Source organism: Mesorhizobium sp. B4-1-1 (assembly GCF_006439375.1).
Taxonomy (GTDB): domain Bacteria; phylum Pseudomonadota; class Alphaproteobacteria; order Rhizobiales; family Rhizobiaceae; genus Mesorhizobium.
In genome coordinates, this window is sequence record NZ_VFTH01000007.1 from 158,770 (window position 1) to 176,521 (window position 17,752).

General features: G+C 65.6%; 9 protein-coding genes. 2 read left to right on the top strand and 7 right to left on the bottom strand.

Translation table 11 applies throughout. The features are described from left to right. Positions 1 to 280: 280 nt before the first annotated feature. The 6 genes from FJW10_RS12660 to hutI form a co-directional block, all read right to left on the bottom strand. Entirely contained in the window at positions 281 to 8,863 is an 8,583-nt protein-coding gene (locus FJW10_RS12660) for a glucoamylase family protein (RefSeq protein ID WP_140900344.1), read from the bottom strand. Between the two features lie 270 nt (positions 8,864 to 9,133). Further along, entirely contained in the window at positions 9,134 to 9,721 is a 588-nt protein-coding gene (locus FJW10_RS12665; protein ID WP_140900345.1) for a HutD family protein, read from the bottom strand. A gap of 115 nt (positions 9,722 to 9,836) precedes the next feature. Beyond that, positions 9,837 to 11,510: a urocanate hydratase gene (hutU, locus tag FJW10_RS12670; protein WP_181177511.1), complete on the bottom strand. Its 1,674-nt coding sequence runs from the start codon at positions 11,508 to 11,510 to the stop codon at positions 9,837 to 9,839. Positions 11,511 to 11,535: 25 nt separating this feature from the next. Then, positions 11,536 to 12,354: an N-formylglutamate deformylase gene (gene hutG / locus FJW10_RS12675; protein WP_140835449.1), complete on the bottom strand. Its 819-nt coding sequence runs from the start codon at positions 12,352 to 12,354 to the stop codon at positions 11,536 to 11,538. Then, positions 12,354 to 13,895 carry a histidine ammonia-lyase gene (gene hutH / locus FJW10_RS12680; RefSeq protein ID WP_140900346.1) on the bottom strand — a complete coding sequence of 514 codons (1,542 nt, stop codon included), beginning with the start codon at positions 13,893 to 13,895 and terminating at the stop codon, positions 12,354 to 12,356. Before hutH ends, hutG begins: the two co-directional genes overlap by 1 nt. After that, complete coding sequence (hutI, locus tag FJW10_RS12685) at positions 13,892 to 15,121, bottom strand: imidazolonepropionase (protein ID WP_140900347.1); 1,230 nt, start codon at positions 15,119 to 15,121, stop codon at positions 13,892 to 13,894. The genes hutH and hutI overlap by 4 nt, the downstream gene beginning before the upstream one ends. A 97-nt stretch (positions 15,122 to 15,218) precedes the next feature. On the opposite strand from hutI, the gene FJW10_RS12690 reads away from it, so the two are divergent. Further along, the gene (locus FJW10_RS12690; protein WP_140900348.1) at positions 15,219 to 16,574 is read left to right on the top strand and encodes a formimidoylglutamate deiminase; all 1,356 of its coding nucleotides are present in this window, start codon (positions 15,219 to 15,221) and stop codon (positions 16,572 to 16,574) included. Between the two features lie 13 nt (positions 16,575 to 16,587). Then, complete coding sequence (hutC, locus tag FJW10_RS12695; protein WP_140900349.1) at positions 16,588 to 17,334, top strand: histidine utilization repressor; 747 nt, start codon at positions 16,588 to 16,590, stop codon at positions 17,332 to 17,334. A gap of 44 nt (positions 17,335 to 17,378) precedes the next feature. Here the strand turns inward: hutC and FJW10_RS12700 are convergent, their stop codons facing one another. Then, a complete protein-coding gene (locus tag FJW10_RS12700; RefSeq protein ID WP_140900350.1) occupies positions 17,379 to 17,723 on the bottom strand; it encodes a RidA family protein in 345 nt (114 codons plus the stop codon). Positions 17,724 to 17,752 lie beyond the last annotated feature (29 nt).

Genomic DNA, 17,752 nt, shown 5'->3' on the forward strand with positions numbered 1-17,752 from the left:
ATGCGTCGTCTATCCCTTCCGTTCCCATTTAGCGAACAAAAGATGACGACGGTACGAAATCTGACGTGATCACCTAACGGTTTGAGATAAAAGGTGAAATGTCAGCCTTGCGGCAAAATAATGGCACTTGCCCCACGCTGCCACATTTTTAATCACAAGCCTCTTGCTTAGCCTGCCCTAAAGTAAGGCACGCGCTCGGGCGCGAGAGGCTCGCCAAGTAAAAACGGCGATCGGCCGCGCACCCCTAGGGACGCGCGGCCGACAAGCCAAGACTTTGATTTTACGCAGGTATCCTGACGACGACTTCGGTCCTGCCGCCGGCTTTCGGCTCAAACGAGGCCGATTTTTTCTTCGAGCCGTCGACTTCTAGCGAGATCGACTTGGTCTTTTTGTCGCGGATGACGCGAAGCTTGACTTCGCCGTCGAACATCTTGAGCGTCGCGGCGTAGCCGTCCCAGTGCCCGGGCAGCTTCGGCCTAAACGTGATCTCCTTGCCGCGCCGCTCGATGCCGAGGATGCCTTCCACTGCGGCGCGGTAAAGCCAGCCGGCCGAGCCCGTATACCAGGTCCAGCCGCCACGGCCACCCTTGCCTTCGCCGGCATAGATGTCGGCGGCCACGACATAGGGCTCGACGCGGTAGTGCTCGGCCGCCGCCTCGTCCACAGCGTGATTGACCGGGTTCAGCATTGAGAAGCAGCGGTAGGCCTCGTCGGTGCGGCCCATCTCGGCCAGCGCGATCACGAACCAGGTGGCGGCATGGGTGTACTGGCCGCCATTCTCGCGCACGCCTGGCGGGTAGCTCTTGATGTAGCCAGGGTCGTGCTCGCTTGTCGAGAAGGGCGGCGTGAACAGCTTGACGATCTTGAGATCGTCGTCGACCAGCAGTTCGGTCGCCTGTTCCATGGCCGTCGTCGAGCGCGCCGGATCGCCCTCGCCCGACAGCACGCTCCAGGACTGGGCGATGGAATCGATCTTGCACTCGTGCGAATTGTGCGAGCCGAGCGGCGTGCCGTCGTCGAAGCTGCCGCGCCGATACCACTGGCCGTCCCAGGCGGTGCTTTCCAGGGCCCGCTTCAGCGCGTCCGCGTGCTTCACCCAGGCCTGCGCCCGCTTGGCGTCGCCCTGTCCCTTGGCGACAGGCGCGAAGTCGGTCAGCGTCTTCAGAAGGAACCAGCCCAGCCACACGCTCTCGCCCTTGCCGCCCTCGCCGACACGGTTCATGCCGTCGTTCCAGTCGCCGCCGAGGATGAGCGGGAGGCCTGCAGGACTGCTGCGCTTGATCGCCAGATCGAGCGCCCGCGCGCAATGGTCATAGAGCGGCGCGGTGTTCTTGGTGATCTCGGGCGTGAAGAAGGCGTCATGCTCGCCCTCGCCGAGCTGCTGCCCGTCGATGAAGGGCAACTGCTCCTTGAGGATCGCGGCGTCGCCGGTCACCTCGATGTAGCGGGCCGTCGCGTGCGCAAGCCAGACCACGTCGTCGGAGATCATGGTGCGCACGCCGGCATCGGTGCGCGGCAACCACCAGTGCTGCACGTCGCCCTCCGGGAACTGCCGGCGCGCGGCATTGAGGATCTGGTCACGCGCCAGCTTCGGGTCGTGCGCCAGAAGGGCGAGCGTGTCCTGCAACTGGTCACGGAAGCCGAAAGCGCCGCTCGCCTGGTAGAAGGCCGAGCGCGCGCGGATGCGGCAGGCAACGGCCTGATAGGGCAGCCAGTGGTTGACCATGGCGTTCATCGCTTCGTCGGGCGTCTCGACCTGGATGGTGTCGAGGAAGCCGCGCCAGGCCTTTTCATTGTCGGCCAGGCGCTGGTCGAAATCCTTGCCGCGGTGGGTCTGCACCAGGGCGCTTGCCTCGGCGGACGTGGCCGCGTCGCCAAGCAGCCAGAGCAGCGTCACGTCGCCACCGGCCGGAATGTCGATGTCGCTGGCGACAACCGCGCAAGGATCGTCGCCCGCCTCGATGCGCCCGGAAAGCGCAAGCCCGCCTAACACGGCTTGCGGATACTCCGTCGTGCCGTGCCTGCCGACGAATTCGGAGCGGTCAGCGGTCACCGATTGGATTGGATGGCTGGCCCCCAGGAAGGCGACACGCTCGCCGAAGTCGAGGCCATAGGGGTTTTGCGCCAGAAGCGCGCCCGTCGCAGCGTCGCGCGAGGGCACGATGGTCGCCGCGGTGCGCGAGCGATGGCCGCCCAGCACCCATTCGGCATAGGCATAGACGCGCAGGCGCGCCGGCACGGAGCCCGAATTCTGGATGCGCAGCCGGCTGACCTTCACCGGATCGACGGGATCGACAACCTGCGTCAGGTCCATCGAGAGCGGCCCGCGCTTGGAGCGGAAGGTGGAAAAGCCCTGGCCGTGCCAGGTCTCATAGGTCATCGACGGATCGCGGACCGTCGCGGCCATCGGCGAGAACGCCTTGCCGCTGGCGTGGTCGAAGACATAGAAGCCCTCGCCCGGCCGGTTCGACACCGGATCGTTCGACCACGGCGTCAACTGGTAGTCGCGGCTGTTGCGGCTCCAGGTGAAGCCGGCGCCTTCGGCCGAGACGTGGAAGCCGAAGGCAGCGTTGGAGATGACGTTGATCCAGGGCTGCGGCGTCGAACGCCGCCCCGTCAGCCGGGTGACATAGTGGCGGCCGTCGCCGTCGAAGCCGCCAAAGCCGTTCCACAGGCTGAGACCGCCGCCGTCGGCGGCGATATCGCTTCCCCCCTGGCTTGCAGGCACCGGCAAAGGCAGCGGCGGAACCGGTTCGCGCGGCGAGCCGCCCTCGGCCTGAAGCAAGGCATCGCGGGCCTGGAGGGCCGCGGTCTCGGCGCGTTCGAGCTGGTCGAAGATCGTGCCGTTGCGGGTGTGCAGCACGACGCGCGCCACCGACAGCAAGGTCTTGTAGGTCGGCTCATCCATCAGGTCGCGGCGCACGGCGAAGATGTGCTGGCGTGGCCCGAGCTCGCGTCCGCGCAGGCGGCTGTTCTCGCACAGCGTCTCCACGGCGCGCTGCAGGTCCTGCACATAGGACGAGGCCTGCTCGTTGACGACGACGAAGTCGATCATCATGCCGCGGGCGCGCATGTATTCCTGGAAGCGGAGCGCCTGGGCGACGATCTCGAGATCGGCGACGTCGCCGATGCGCACGAGGAAGATCGGGAAATCGCCGGAGATGCTGGTCGGCCACAGGCTCGACTGGCGGCCGAGGCCCGACGCGATGGATTCCGCCGGCAGGCGCAGGAACGGATCGGGATAGATCAGGTAGCGCGCCAGCTTCTGCACGTTGGCGGCGTCGGTGAGGCTGAGCCCCAGATGGCGCGTCTGCACCTGGCTGCGCGTCCAGGCCAGCATGGCCTGGCGGGCGAAGCTCTCTTGGTGGTCGAGGCGGGCGATCGCCTCGTCGAGCTCGGCGCGATTGGCGCCGACGGCGGTCCAGAAGGTCAGCGAGATCTTCTTGTTGGCCGGCACGCGCACCTGGCGGCGAAGTGCTGCCACCGGGTCGAGCGTGAAGCCCTGGCTGCCGGAAAGCCTGACGCCGGGATCGAAGGCGACGGCATCGGCGATGGTGCGGCCACGGCCGATGAAGGCGCGCCGGTCGGTCTCGGCCTCGGCATCGCGCGACGGGCCCGACGGGTCGGTGACGAAATGCACCATGGTGAGGTCGGGGTCGTTCTTGTCGCGCTTGCGCCGCGTGGCGAAGATCGCGCCGTTGTTCGGCGCGATCTCGGTCTCGACGAACATCTTGGAGAACGCCGGATGCGCGTTGTCCGAGGCTTCGTTGCCCAGCACCAGCTCGGCGAAGGAGGTCACCTCGATATGCCGGTCGGCAGCACCGTCATTGTAGAGGGTGATGCGGCGGCCCTCGCCATTGCCTTCGGAAATGACAATGCACTCGACCTCCGATCGCAGCGAGCCTACGGACTTGGTGAAGCTCGCCTTGTCGTCGCCGAACAGCGTCTGCACGCGTTCGCCCTCGGCGCGCTTCGGTTCCGCCGTGGCCGACCACCAGTCACCCGTCGCGGTGTCGCGCAGGAAGATGTAGGAGCCGAGGCGGTCCTCGCTCGGATCCGGCTGCCAGCGGGTGACGGCAAGCTCGCCGAAGCGGCTGTAGCCGGAGCCGGTCGCGGTGACCATGACCGAATAGCGGCCGTTGGACATGACGTTGGTCGCGCGCAGCGCCTTGATGGGATCGAGGATGACGCGGCTGTCGGGGCTCTCGGTCTCGGTCTCGTCCTTGGATCGCTCGTCCGCTTCCGTCCTTACCGTCGCGGTCGGAATGTCGCGCGGCGCCTTCTCCTGCAACAGAAGCTCGGCCGACTCGATCACCGGATCGCTGTGGAAACGCTCGCGCAGCCGGCCCTCGAAAATGGCGTCCGCGACGGCGGCGATCGACATGCCGGAATGGTGCGCCATGTAGTTCTGCACCACCGCGTGATCGGTGCCTTCGGGCACGCGCTGCGGCGTGAAATCGACCGCATCGTAGAAGCCGTGGCGGCCAAGCGCGCCGATCGCGCGCAGCCGCTGCAGGTTCTGCACCGCCTCGCGCGGGCTGAACTGCGCGGCCAGGATCGTTGCATAGGGTGCGATCACGGTGTTCTGGCCAAGGCCGCGCTTCAAGCCGAGGCCGGGTACGCCGAAATTGGTGTACTGATAGGTGAGCTCGCGGTCGCGGGCATTGTAGGCCGCTTCCGAAATGCCCCAAGGCACGTTCTTCGAACGCGCATACTGGATCTGGCGCTTGATGATGAGCTTGCTGGTCTGGTTGAGGATCGAGCCCTGCGGCTCCTTCATCACCAGCGGCGGCATCAGATACTCGAACATCGAGCCCGACCAGGACATCAACGCGCCCTGGAAGCCGATCTCGACGATCGGCCGCCCGAGACGGAACCAATGCTCGGTCGGCAGGTCGCCCTTGGCGATGGCGAACAGGCTGGTGAGCCGCGCCTCGGAGGCGAGCAGGTCGTAGCAGCTCTCGTCGAGCTGGCGGTCCTCGACCCGGTAGCCGATCGACAGCAGCTTGCGCTCCTGGCGCATCAGGAAGGAGAAATCCATCTCGAAGGCATAGCGGCGGCAGCGCTCGCGCAGCGCAAGCAGCTTGGCGCGCAATGCGGCGACCGCGCTCTCGTCATTGTGCGAATCGTGCACATGCGCCTCGCAGGTCGCTTCCAGCCGTTCCGCCCAGTCGGCGATGACATCGCTCTTCGGCGAGGCCGCTTCGGTGTGGATGGCGGTGGCGAGCTTGCGTATTTCGCCAGCCAGCACGGCAAGGTTGATGGTGCGGATCGACGCCATCTCCGGCTGCGCCTTGATGGTCGCAACGGCACGACGCATGCCATCGAGACGGTCGGCCAGGCGCTGGCGCAGGGGGCGCAGCTGCCGGCGGTCGTCCGGCAATTCGTCCAGGCTTTCGTCGAGAATGGAGACGGTGTCGATGATGCCTTCGAAATCGCCCTGCAGGTGCACCGACGGCGCCTCGGCCCATTCGGCGCAGGAGGCGGCCACCGCGACCAGATGGCCGGCGAGATTGCCGCTGTCGACCGCGGAGATGTAGAGCGGATAAAGCGGCTTCAGCGTCGTCGTGTCATACCAGTTGTAGAGATGACCGCGATCGCGCGGCATGTTCTCGATGGTCGTCATCGTGGCGTCGATGCGGGTGATGGCGTCCGACAGGCTGATCCAGCCGAAATCGCGCGCCGAAACCACCGAAAGCAGATAGACGCCGATATTGGTCGGCGAGGTGCGCGGCGCCACCACGGGCGCGGGGCTTTCCTGGAAATTGTCCGGCGGCAGGTGATGCTGCTCGGGCGTGACGAAGGTCTCGAAATAGTGCCAGGTGCGGCGCGCGAAGGTGCGCAGCGCGTGGATGTCGGCGGTCGAGATGCGCAGCCTGTCCTCGGTTTCGGCCGACCGGCTGATCCAGCAGGCGACGGCGGGCGAAGCGATCCAGAAGATGGCGAAGAAGAAAGCGACGAAGGCGCCGGTGGAATCGGCCAGCACCGGAATCGCGAGGCCGACGACGCCGATGATGACCGCGCCATACATCATGCCGTAATAGGCGCCGAGATCGCTGCCGCTGTTCTTGGCGGCCTGCGAGGCGGTGCGCCATTCTAGCAGGTTCTGACGGCTGACGAAGAGTCGGTAGATGGTGCGGATGATGGCATCGCCCATCATCCAGGCGAGATGCGCCATCAACAGCACTTTCAGCGCCACAAGCGCGGTGCCGAACACGGTGTCGCGGGCCAAAGCGGAGAAATGGCCGCGCGGCGTCTGGTCGCCGCTCTTCGGCAGGATGCCGTTCACGATGTCGAAGGTCGGCGCCATGAACAGGCTGAGGATCAGAAGCGCCTGCCACTGCGCCGCCTGGGTGAAGGGCAGCAGTGTCCAGCCGGCGACGCAGGCCATCACCCAGAAGATCGGCGTGACCGAGCGGCGAAGATTATCGACCATCTTCCAGCGCGACAGCGCAGGCACGCCGGAGCGCGGATCGAAGATGTAGCCGAGCAGCTGCCAGTCGCCGCGCGCCCAGCGATGGTGGCGCGAGGCGTCGACCGAGTAGCGCGTCGGATAGTCCTCGACCAGCTCCACATCCGTCACCAGCGCGGCCCGCGCCAGCGCGCCTTCGAGCAGGTCGTGGCTGAGGATGGTGTTTTCGTCGATGCGGTTCTTCAAAGCCGCTTCGAAGGCGTCGACATGGTAGAGGCCCTTGCCGGTGAAGGAGCCGTCGCCGAAGACGTCCTGGTAGAGGTCGGAGACCGCGAAGACATAGGGGTCGAGGCCGCGATTGGCCGAGAAGACGCGCTGGAAGAAGGAGGCATCGTCGCCGCTGGTGAGCGAGGCGGTGATGCGCGGCTGCAGGATGGTGTAGCCGGCGGTGACGACACGCTTTACCGGATCGAAATGCGGGCGGTTGAGCGGGTGGGCAAGCTTGCCGACCAGGTCCGAAACCGCGTCGCGCGTGGTGCGCGTGTCGGCGTCGAGCGTCATCACATAGACGACCTTTTCCGGCAGCGGCACGTCGAGCGGCAGGAACGTGGTGTCGCTGTCGCCGCGCAGCAGAAGGTTCAGTTCATGCAGCTTGCCGCGCTTGCGCTCCCAGCCCATCCAGCAGCCCTGCGCCTGGTTGTAGAGCCGGCGGCGATGCAGGAGGTAGAAGCGCGGCGAGCCTTCCGACGGATACCGGGCGTTCAGCCTGGCGATCTCGTCGCGGGCATATTGCAGGATCTCGATGTCGGCGGCGTCGATCTCGGTCTTGGAATCCGGCCAGTCGGACAACAGGGCGAAATGGATCTCCTCGGCCGTGTTGGCGAGGTGATGCACCTCGATGTTGCGGATGTTTTCCTCGACGTCGTCGCGCGAGCCGATCAGCGAAGGCACGACGACCAGCGTGCGCGACTGGGCTGGGATGCCGTGCTTGTTGTAATCGTAACCGACAAGCCGGGTGGGCTTCAGGAACAACGCCACCACGGTGTTGAAGAAGGCCAGCGCGCCTTCGCTTGCCGGCACCGCGAACAGCGCCAGCATCAGCGTGATCGATTCCACCGACAGGCCGAGATTGGCGAGCGCCCTGCCCGACAGCACGAGCAGCAGCGCCGTCAAAAGGAAGACCGGCACGACGATGCCCAGCCAGCCGGCGCTGGCAAAGCCGCGCTTGAAGGTCACATAGAAAGGCGGCCGGTAGCCGATCGCCTCTTCCAGTTCCTGGCGGCGCGGGCCAACCAGGAAGAAGCCGACATCGGTATGCACGTCGGGGTCGGCGGTTTCGGGCACGCCGGACGCGTCGGTAACGCCGGGTGTGTGGCCGGCAAGCTCGATCGCCTTTTCGGCCACCCGGTATTCGGACAGGTCCGAGCGGCGCGCCAGCTGCTCGATCGCGGTGCGGTACTGGTCGCGCGAGAAGAAGTCGAGGTCGGCGAAATCGGTCTTCTGGCGCAGCAGCGTGTCGATGCGGCTGACGCCCTCGAACCAGACCGTCCAGTCGACGTCGTTGATGAGGCGCAGACCGCGGATGATGTTGCCGGTCGTGACGTTGCCGCTGGAGAGCGTCTGATGCTCGGAGATGATGATCTCCTCGGCGTCGGAACCGGTCTTTTCGAGCTCGCCTTCCAGCCATTCCAGCGCGCGGCCGGCGTTCTGCGACCCGTCGCGCAAGCGGTAGAGCAGCTGGGTGGCGAAGGTGGTGTCCTGCGCATGGGTGCCGTAGTTGGACAGGATCCTCGTGCGGTCGGCATTGTCGTCGGTCGCCAGAACGCGGTCGGCGACCTCGTTGGCGATGTGGCGCATCTGCCTGGTGCGATCGACGCGCACGGCGATGCGGCGCAGGTTCTCGATCAGCACGAAGCGCAGCAGCGACGGCAGCGCCCAGAGCTCGCCGATCTTCATCGGCTCGACCGACTGGAAGCCCTCGACGATCGCCTTGAACATATTGGCCGAGACGGAGCTGTCGGAATGCTCGACATAGCTCCAGGCAACGACGAAGGCGCGCGGCAGCACCGTGCCGTCGCCCAGTGTCAGCGTCGGCAGTTGGCGATAGAAGCGGCGCGGCAGGTCGCGCTTGACCTGGAAGATTGTCTCCTCGACCAGATAGTTGTTGTCGAGCAGCCATTGCGCGGCCGGCGTGATGGTCTCGCCCTTGGCCTGGGCGGCGTTGGTCGAACGGTAGACTTCGAGGATCTTCTTGGCGCTGTCGCGGATGCGGGCCTGGAACTCGAACGGAGCGAGCCCGAACAATTCCTTGACTTCGCCGTTGGCGAGCGCAACGCCCAAGGCGCGCAGCCGGTCCTCAGGCAGGAAATTGGAACGTATCGGCGCTTCCGTCGCCGCCGGGAAGCCGGCGCTTGTCTGTTCGATCTTGTTCGGGTTCGTCTGAATGTTCATTGAAAATTCCGTAAGCGGGGGCGCAATGCGGCGTCACCGCCACGGCAATGCCCCTAAAACCGGTTCTATTGCAATTGGTTGCATGACTGGTTGGCCGAAAGTTTGTCTTGCGCACCACAACAGGGGCGTGCCCTTTCGACAGCTCGTGGGCGAACGCCCCTCGCTCTCCGCCCCCGGTTGGATCAGGGCAAGGATTCAGGCTTTTTCGTGATACATGCAAGAGGCCGGGCGATAATTCACCCAAGCCGCGATCATGTTTGGCAACAGCCGTTAATGGTTGGCGGCGAGGCGATGGAGCTCGATCACGAAAAGCCTGCCCTGCCCCTTGGGCTGAAGCCGCAATTCCGGGCTGTCGCGGTCGAGGATCAGCGTGTCGAGCGGTCCCAGGCCCGGCGCATCGTCCGTGAAGAGCGTGAGGCCTCCGCCGACGGCCAGAACCAGCGTCGTGTCGGCGCGCGGCGTGATGCGAATCTCACTGGCAAGCGGCCGACACTCGACCTTGTGGGCCATCCGACCACGGCGGGTCATGACGTTGAGATCGGTGATCGGACCGCCAATCAGCGCCGCCCCGGTCGGCACGTCGCCCGGAAAGGCAAGCGGTGCCGAAGCCGCGGTCAGTTGCGCCGACGGCTGGCCGGCGATGTCGAGCACGATCCCCTCGCCTTCCAGCACCGACAGCGTGCGGTCTATGCCGGCGAAGTTGGAGAACGGCCCGCTGGTCTCGACGCGGGCCATCGAGACGCGCCAGTCGAAATCGTCGAGCCCGGCGCCGTCCGGGGAAACGGCGATTTCGGTGGTCGTGCCGCCGCCATTCTTCCACGGCATGACGCGGTAGCCGGCGGCACGAAGGATGCGCATCGGCCTAGCCCCGGACGATTTCAAGTCGATTCGACCTGAAATCATCCGGCTCTGTCTTTTTGGTTGGGAGCATGATGTTGTCCGAAAACCGCTTCACACTTTTCGGCATCATGCTCTAGCCCAGGATGCCCGGCAGGTTGAGCTGGTGCTCCTTGGCGCACTCAATGGCGATGTCGTAGCCGGCATCGGCATGACGCATGACGCCGGTCGCCGGGTCGTTCCACAGCACGCGCTCCAAGCGCTTGGCTGCATCCGCCGTGCCGTCGGCGACGATCACCATGCCGGCATGCTGCGAGAAGCCCATGCCGACGCCGCCGCCATGGTGCAGCGACACCCAGGTGGCGCCCGATGCGGTGTTGAGCAGCGCGTTGAGCAGCGGCCAGTCGGAAACGGCGTCCGAGCCGTCCTTCATCGCTTCGGTCTCGCGGTTCGGCGAGGCGACAGAGCCGGAATCGAGGTGGTCGCGGCCGATGACGACCGGCGCCTTGAGCTCGCCCTTGGCCACCATCTCGTTGAAGGCCAGGCCGAGCCGGTGGCGGTCGCCGAGGCCGACCCAGCAGATGCGCGCCGGCAGCCCCTGGAACGAGATGCGCTCGCGCGCCATGTCGAGCCAATTGTGCAGATGGGTGTTGCCGGGGGTCAGCTCGCGCACCTTGGCGTCGGTCTTGTAGATATCCTCCGGATCGCCGGACAGTGCCGCCCAGCGGAACGGACCGATGCCGCGGCAGAACAGCGGCCGGATATAGGCCGGCACGAAGCCGGGGAAGGCAAAAGCGTTCTCGAAGCCTTCGTCCTTGGCGACCTGGCGGATGTTGTTGCCGTAGTCGAGCGTCGGCACGCCGGCGTTCCAGAACGCCACCATCGCCTCGACGTGCTCGCGCATCGAAGCGCGGGCGGCCTTCTCGACGGCCTTGGGGTCCGAGACGCGCTTCTCGCGCCATTCGGCCATCGTCCAGCCCTTGGGCAGATAGCCGTTGATGGGGTCGTGCGCCGAGGTCTGATCGGTGACCATGTCGGGACGGATGCCGCGCCTGAACATCTCCGGCACGATCTCGGCCGCGTTGCCGAGCAGGCCGACCGACTTTGCCTCGCCGGCCTTGGTCCAGCGGTCGATCATTTCCATCGCTTCGTCGAGCGTCTCGGCCTTTTCGTCGACATAACGGGTGCGCAGGCGGAAATCGATCGAGTCCGGATTGCATTCGATGGCCAGGCAGCAAGCGCCGGCCATGACGGCGGCCAGAGGCTGGGCGCCGCCCATGCCGCCGAGGCCGCCGGTCAGGATCCACTTGCCCTTGAGGTTGCCGTTGTAGTGCTGGCGGCCGGCCTCGACGAAGGTTTCGTATGTGCCCTGCACGATGCCTTGCGTGCCGATATAGATCCAGGAGCCGGCCGTCATCTGGCCGTACATCATCAGGCCCTTCCTATCGAGCTCGTTGAACTTCTCCCAGGTTGCCCAATGCGGCACGATGTTGGAGTTGGCGATGAGCACGCGCGGCGCGTTGGAATGGGTCTTGAAGACGCCGACCGGCTTGCCGGACTGCACCAGCAGCGTCTCGTCCTCGCCTAGCGTCTTCAGCGACGCGACGATGCGGTCAAAATCGTTCCAGGTGCGCGCGGCCCGGCCGATGCCGCCATAGACGACTAATTCGTTCGGATTCTCGGCGACCTCCGGGTCGAGGTTGTTCATCAGCATGCGCAGCGGCGCCTCGGTCGTCCAGTAGCGCGCGTTGAGCTTGTCGCCGCGGGGGCTGCGCACTTCGCGGATGTTGTGACGGGGATCGTTCATCATTGTCCCTTTCGAGTAAGGCGGCGCCTCAGCGCCCGGCCCATTCAATGGCGGTTTCGAGGATGGTTTTCAGCGTGGCGCGGATCGGCGCTGCGTAGGTGGCGTCGTAAGGCACCGGCCAATTTTCCGGCGAACCCCTTTCCGACGGCTCACGCATGTAACCGCGGTTGGAGAGCTCCATCTGCAGCGCGTGCACGCCATTTTCAGGCCGGCCGAAGCTTCTGGTGATCCAGCCGCCCTTGAAGCGGCCATTGACCACCCAGGTCTCGCCGGTCGCGGCGAGGATGGCGGCAACCTTTTGCTGCAGCACAGGATCGGTGCTCTTGCCGTCATTGGTGCCGAGGTTGAAGACTGGCAGCGTGCCTTCGAACAGCCGCGGCAGCACCGAGCGGATCGAATGGCAGTCGTAGAGCACGATCTTGTCGTGCATGCCGCGCAGCCGATCGATCTCGGCCTGCAGGGCGGTGTGATAAGGCTTGAAATAAGTCTCGCGGCGCTGGTCGATCTCGGCCGGCGTCGGCTCATCACCCATGCGGTAGAGCGGATCGCCATCAAAAGTGTCCGTCGGGCAAAGGGTAGTCGTCGCCTGCCCGGGATAGAGCGAAACGCCCGACGGATCGCGGTTGACGTCGATGACGGTGCGCGAGATCGCGGTATGTACGACAGTCGCGCCGAGATCGGTCGCAAAATCGTAGAGCTTGTCGATCCACCAATCGCAGTCGCGTTGGCCGAGCCACGTCGAGACCAGCCGGTTATCCAGGCCGGCAAGATCGATGCCGGTGTGCGGGATCGAGACCAACAGCGGCGCGGTGCCTTGGGTGACGGTGAGCCAGGACGGCGTTGCCATCACGCCGCTCCCGCAATCGACGGCAGCGCGACAATGCTCGCCGCCTTCACGGTGGCGCCACTGCGCACCATGGCGATCGCCTTTTCCATGTCGGGATGGAAATGGCGGTCATTGTCGAGATGCGGCACTTCGGCCCGGACCAGCTTGCGCACCGCTTCCAGTGCTTCGCTCGAGGCAAGCGGCGCGTGGAAATCGCAGCCTTGCGTGGCTGCCAGGAGCTCGATGCCGATGACGGCGGTGGCGTTCTCGATCATGCCGAGCAGCCGGCGCGCGCCGTGCGCCGCCATCGAGACATGATCTTCCTGGTTGGCCGAGGTCGGGATCGAATCGACGCTTGCCGGATAGGCCTTCTGTTTGTTTTCCGAGACAAGCGCCGCGGCCGTCACCTGCGGGATCATGAAACCCGAGTTCAGGCCGGGCTTCGGCGTCAGGAAGGCCGGCATGCCGGACAGCGCCGGATCGACCAGCATGGCGATGCGCCGTTCCGACAGCGAGCCGATCTCGCAGACGGCAAGCGCGATCATGTCGGCGGCGAAGGCCACCGGCTCGGCATGGAAATTGCCGCCCGAAAGCGCCGTGTCGTCTTCGGCGAAGATCAGTGGATTGTCGGTGACGCCATTGGCTTCGGTCTCAAGCGTGTCGGCCGCCTTGCGCAGCACGTCAAGCGCGGCGCCCATCACCTGCGGCTGGCAACGCAGGCAGTACGGGTCCTGCACGCGCTCGTCACCGACACGGTGCGATTCACGAATGGCGCTGCCGGCCATGAGATTGCGGAGCGCATCCGCCGTTTCGATCTGGCCGCGATGCTTTCTCAAAAGATGGATGCGCGGATCGAAAGGCGCATCGGAGCCTCGTGCCGCGTCGGTCGACAGCGCGCCGGCGACCAGCGCCGACTGGTAGAGCACCTCGGCCTCGAACAGGCTGGCCAGAGCATAGGCGGTCGAGAACTGGGTGCCGTTGAGCAGCGCAAGGCCCTCCTTGGCGCCTAATGTCACCGGCTCCAGCCCATGCGAGACGAACGCGACCTTGGCCGGGAAGCGGCCATGCGGCGTGAAACACTCGCCGACGCCGATCATCACCGCGGTCATATGCGAGAGCGGCGCAAGGTCGCCGGACGCGCCGACCGAGCCTTGCGCGGGCACGACGGGGATGACGTCGTTGGCGAGCATGGCTTCCAGCAATTCGATGGTCTGAGGGCGCACGCCGGAGGCGCCCTGGGCCAGGCTGGCGAGTTTCAGCGCCATCATCAGCCGCACAACGGCGACGGGCATCGGCTCGCCGACGCCGGCGGCATGCGAAAGCACGATGTTGCGCTGGAGGGTTTCGAGATCGTCGGCCGGGATGCGGACGCTGGCGAGCTTGCCGAAGCCGGTGTTGATGCCATAGACCGGCTCGCCCTTGGCGACGATGCGGGCGACCGCCTCGGCGCTGGCCTTGATCTTCGGCCGGCAAGCGGCGTCAAGCTTCGGCACGGCGCCGCGATAGATGGCGCGCCAGTCGGCAAGCGTCGCGTTGCCGGGCGTCAGGGTCAGTTCGGTCATTGTCCTCTCCAGATACGGGCATGGAGCGGATTGAAGCCCATGCGGTAGACGAGTTCGGCCGGGCGCTCGATGTCCCAGATGGCGAGATCGGCCGATTTGCCGGTTTCCAAAGTGCCGGTCTTGTCGAGAAGCCCCAGCGCACGCGCGGCCTCGCGGGTGACGCCGGCGAGGCATTCGTCGACAGTCATGCCGAACAGCGTCGCGGCCATGTTCATGGTGAGCAGCAGCGAGGTGAGCGGCGAGGTGCCGGGATTGGAATCGGTGGCGACAGCCATCTTCACGCCTTGGCGGCGGAAGAGATCGACCGGCGGCTTCTTCGTCTCGCGGATGAAGTAGTAGGCGCCGGGCAGGATCGTCGCCACGGTGCCGGCCCTGGCCATCGCCGCGGCGCCCTCCTCGTCCGTATATTCGAGATGGTCGGCCGACAACGCGCCATAGCGGGCGGCAAGGGCCGCGCCATGCAGGTTGGAGAGTTGGTCTGCGTGCAGTTTTACGGGCAGGCCAAGTGCCTTGGCCTTGTCGAAGACGCGCGCCATCTGTTCGGGCGAAAAGGCTATGCCCTCGCAAAAACCGTCGATGGCGTCGGCGAGCTTTTCGGCGGCGACTTCCGGCAGGATCGTGCCGGAGACGAGATCGATGAAGGCGTCCTTGTCGCCTTCGGCTTCGGGCGGCAGCGCGTGGGCGGCAAGACAAGTCGTGCGGACCGTGACAGGGCGCTCATTGCCCAGCCGGCGGGCGGCGCGCAGCGACTTCTTCTCGTTCTCGAGGTCGAGGCCGTATCCCGATTTCACCTCTACGGTGGTTACGCCTTCGGCCATCAGCGCGTCGAGACGCGGCAGCGTCTCAGCGACCAGCTCGTCCTCGCTGGCGGCGCGCAGCGACTTGACCGAGGAGACGATGCCGCCCCCAGCGCGCGCCACTTCTTCATAAGTGGCGCCGGCCAGTCGCATCTCGAACTCGTTGGCGCGGTTGCCGGCATAGACAAGATGGGTGTGGCAGTCGATCAGGCCGGGCGTGATCCAGCGGCCTTTGCAATCGACGGTTTCGGCGCCCTGCCCGGCAGCGGTCGGCATGTCGGCCTCGGGACCGACATAGACAATAAGCCCGTCATGCGCGGCGACCGCGCCTTTCTCGACGATGCCGAGGCCAGCCGCGCCCCCGGCCATGGTCGCCAGGCGCGCATTGCGCCAGACCCGAAGGCCGCTCTTGTTGTTTGCTCCACCCATCTTCTTTTCCGTTTGCTTGGATGACGATTATGTATATACATATCGAAAAGCGGCGCAAGTGGTAATGTCGCTCTCGCATCGAGATTCGGAGATAAAGGTGACGGCGATCTTTGCGGAACAGGCACTGCTGCCTGGCGGTTGGCAGAGCAATGTGAGGATCGCTTTCGACGGCGGCCGCATCTCGACGGTCAAGGCCGGCGCTTCCGCGCAAGCCGGCGACGAGCGCCATGCCATCATCCTGCCCGGCATGCCTAACCTGCACAGCCACGCCTTCCAGCGCGGCATGGCGGGTCTTGCCGAGCTGCGCGGCCCTTCGGCCGACAGTTTCTGGAGCTGGCGCGAGGTGATGTACCGCTTCGCGCTGTCGATGACACCGGACCAAGTCGAGGCGGTCGCGTCACAGCTTTATGTCGAAATGCTGGAGGCCGGCTTCTCGCGCGTCGGCGAATTTCATTACCTGCATCACGACCGAGACGGACAGCCTTACGCCAATATCGCGGAAATGGCGGAGCGGATCGCCGCCGCGGCCGCCGAGACCGGCATCGGGCTGACGCTGCTGCCGGTCTTCTACGCCCACTCCGCCTTCGGCGGCGCGGCACCGAATGAAGGCCAGCGGCGATTCATCAATGATGTCGAGCGTTTCGGACGACTGCTTGAGAAAGCTCGCGATGGCGTTCGCCCATTGGAGCAGCCTGTCGTCGGTGTCGCGCCGCACAGCCTGCGCGCCGCAACGCCGGACGAGCTCAAGGCCGTCGCAGCGATGGCGCCGAACGGGCCGATCCATATCCATGTCGCCGAGCAGGTGAAGGAAGTCGAGGACTGCGTTACCTGGTCGGGCAAGCGTCCGGTCGCGTTCTTGCTTGCCAACGCCGAGGTAGACGGGCGCTGGTGTCTGATCCACGCCACGCATATGACCGAGGCCGAAACGATCGCCATGGCCAAAAGCGGCGCCATCGCCGGGCTCTGCCCTATCACCGAGGCCAATCTCGGCGATGGCACGTTTGCCGCGCCGCTGTTCATCGAGCATGGCGGCCGCTTTGGCGTCGGCTCCGATTCCAATGTGCTGATCGGTCTGCCGGACGAGTTGAGGCAGCTCGAATATTCGCAGCGCCTCGCCCACCGCGCTCGCAATGTGCTGGCCCGCGCCGGCGGATCCACGGGACGCGCGCTGTTCGACGCTTCGCTCGACGGCGGCAGCCAGGCGCTCGGCGCCGGCCCGTCGCGGATTGCCGCAGGCGGTCCAGCCGATCTCGTTTCGCTTGACGCAGACCATCCCTCACTTGCCGGCAAATCGGGCGACGCGATCCTCGACGCCTGGATCTTTGCCAATGGCAGCAAGGTCGACTGTGTCTGGATACACGGCAAGAAACAGGTCAGCGGCGGCAGGCATGCGAAGCGCGACGCGGTCGCGGCGCGGTTCCGCGAAGTCATGACCGCATTGTCACAAACCTGAGCAGGACCATCCGATGAGCCTTGTCGAAACGGATGATGTCGAGGGCGGCGAGATCCTCTCGCTGCATCAGCGCATCCTGTCCGATATCCGCGAGAAAATCCTGTCAGGCGCCTGGGCGCCTAGCCACCGCATTCCGTTCGAGCATGAGCTGACGGCCCAATACAATTGCTCGCGCATGACTGTGAACAAGGCGCTGTCGCAACTCGCCAAGGCCGGATTGATAGAGCGCCGCCGCCGCTCCGGCAGTTTCGTACGCCAGCCGCAGTCGCAGGCAGCGGTGCTGGAACTGCACGACATCCGGATCGAGGTCGAGGCGCTCGGCCTGCCCTATCGCTATGAGCGGCTGGAACGCCTCAAGCGGCGCAGCAGCGCCGAGGACCGCGCGCTGCTTGGGCTTTCCGCATCAGGTCAGGTGCTTGCGCTGGAAGGTCTGCATTTTGCCGGCGAACGGCCGTTCGCGCTCGAGCAGCGGCTGATCAATCTCTCAGCCGTGGCCGAGGCCAGCGAGGAGGAATTTGCCGACATTGCGCCGGGCCCCTGGCTGATCGGCCGCGTGCCGTGGAGCGAGGCCGAGCACCGCATCCGCGCCATGGCCGCCGACGAGACAATCGCCGACGCGCTCGACATCGACCCGGGCGCGCCCTGCCTGGTGGTCGAACGCCGGACCTGGAGCGCCGAGCACCCGGTGACGCATGTGCGGTTTGTCTATCCGGCCGAGAGCCACACGCTGGTGGCGCGGTTCACGCCGTCGCAGGGATAGCGCTGTTCCCTTCTCCCCTTGCGGAAGAAGGGAAAGTCGGCGCCTTACAGCGCCGCCGTGACAATGATCTCGACCAGATACTCCGGGGTGGCGAGCTTGGCTTCGCCGGTGGCGCGGGCCGGCGTATGGCCCTGCGGCACCCACTTGTCCCATTCCGCGTTCATCTCGGCGAAGGTCTTCATGTCGTCCAGCCAGATGATCGCCTGCACGATCTTGGTCTTGTCGGTGCCGGCCTTGGCCAGCAATTCGTCGATGGTCTTCAGGATATCGCGCGTCTGCGAGGCGACGTTGCCGCCGGACTCGCCGACCTGGCCGGCCAGATAGACGGTGTTGCCGTGGATGACGATCTGGCTCATGCGCGGGCCGACATCGATGCGACGAATGCTCATTGGAGGTTCCTTCGTTGTGGTAGTCGCTG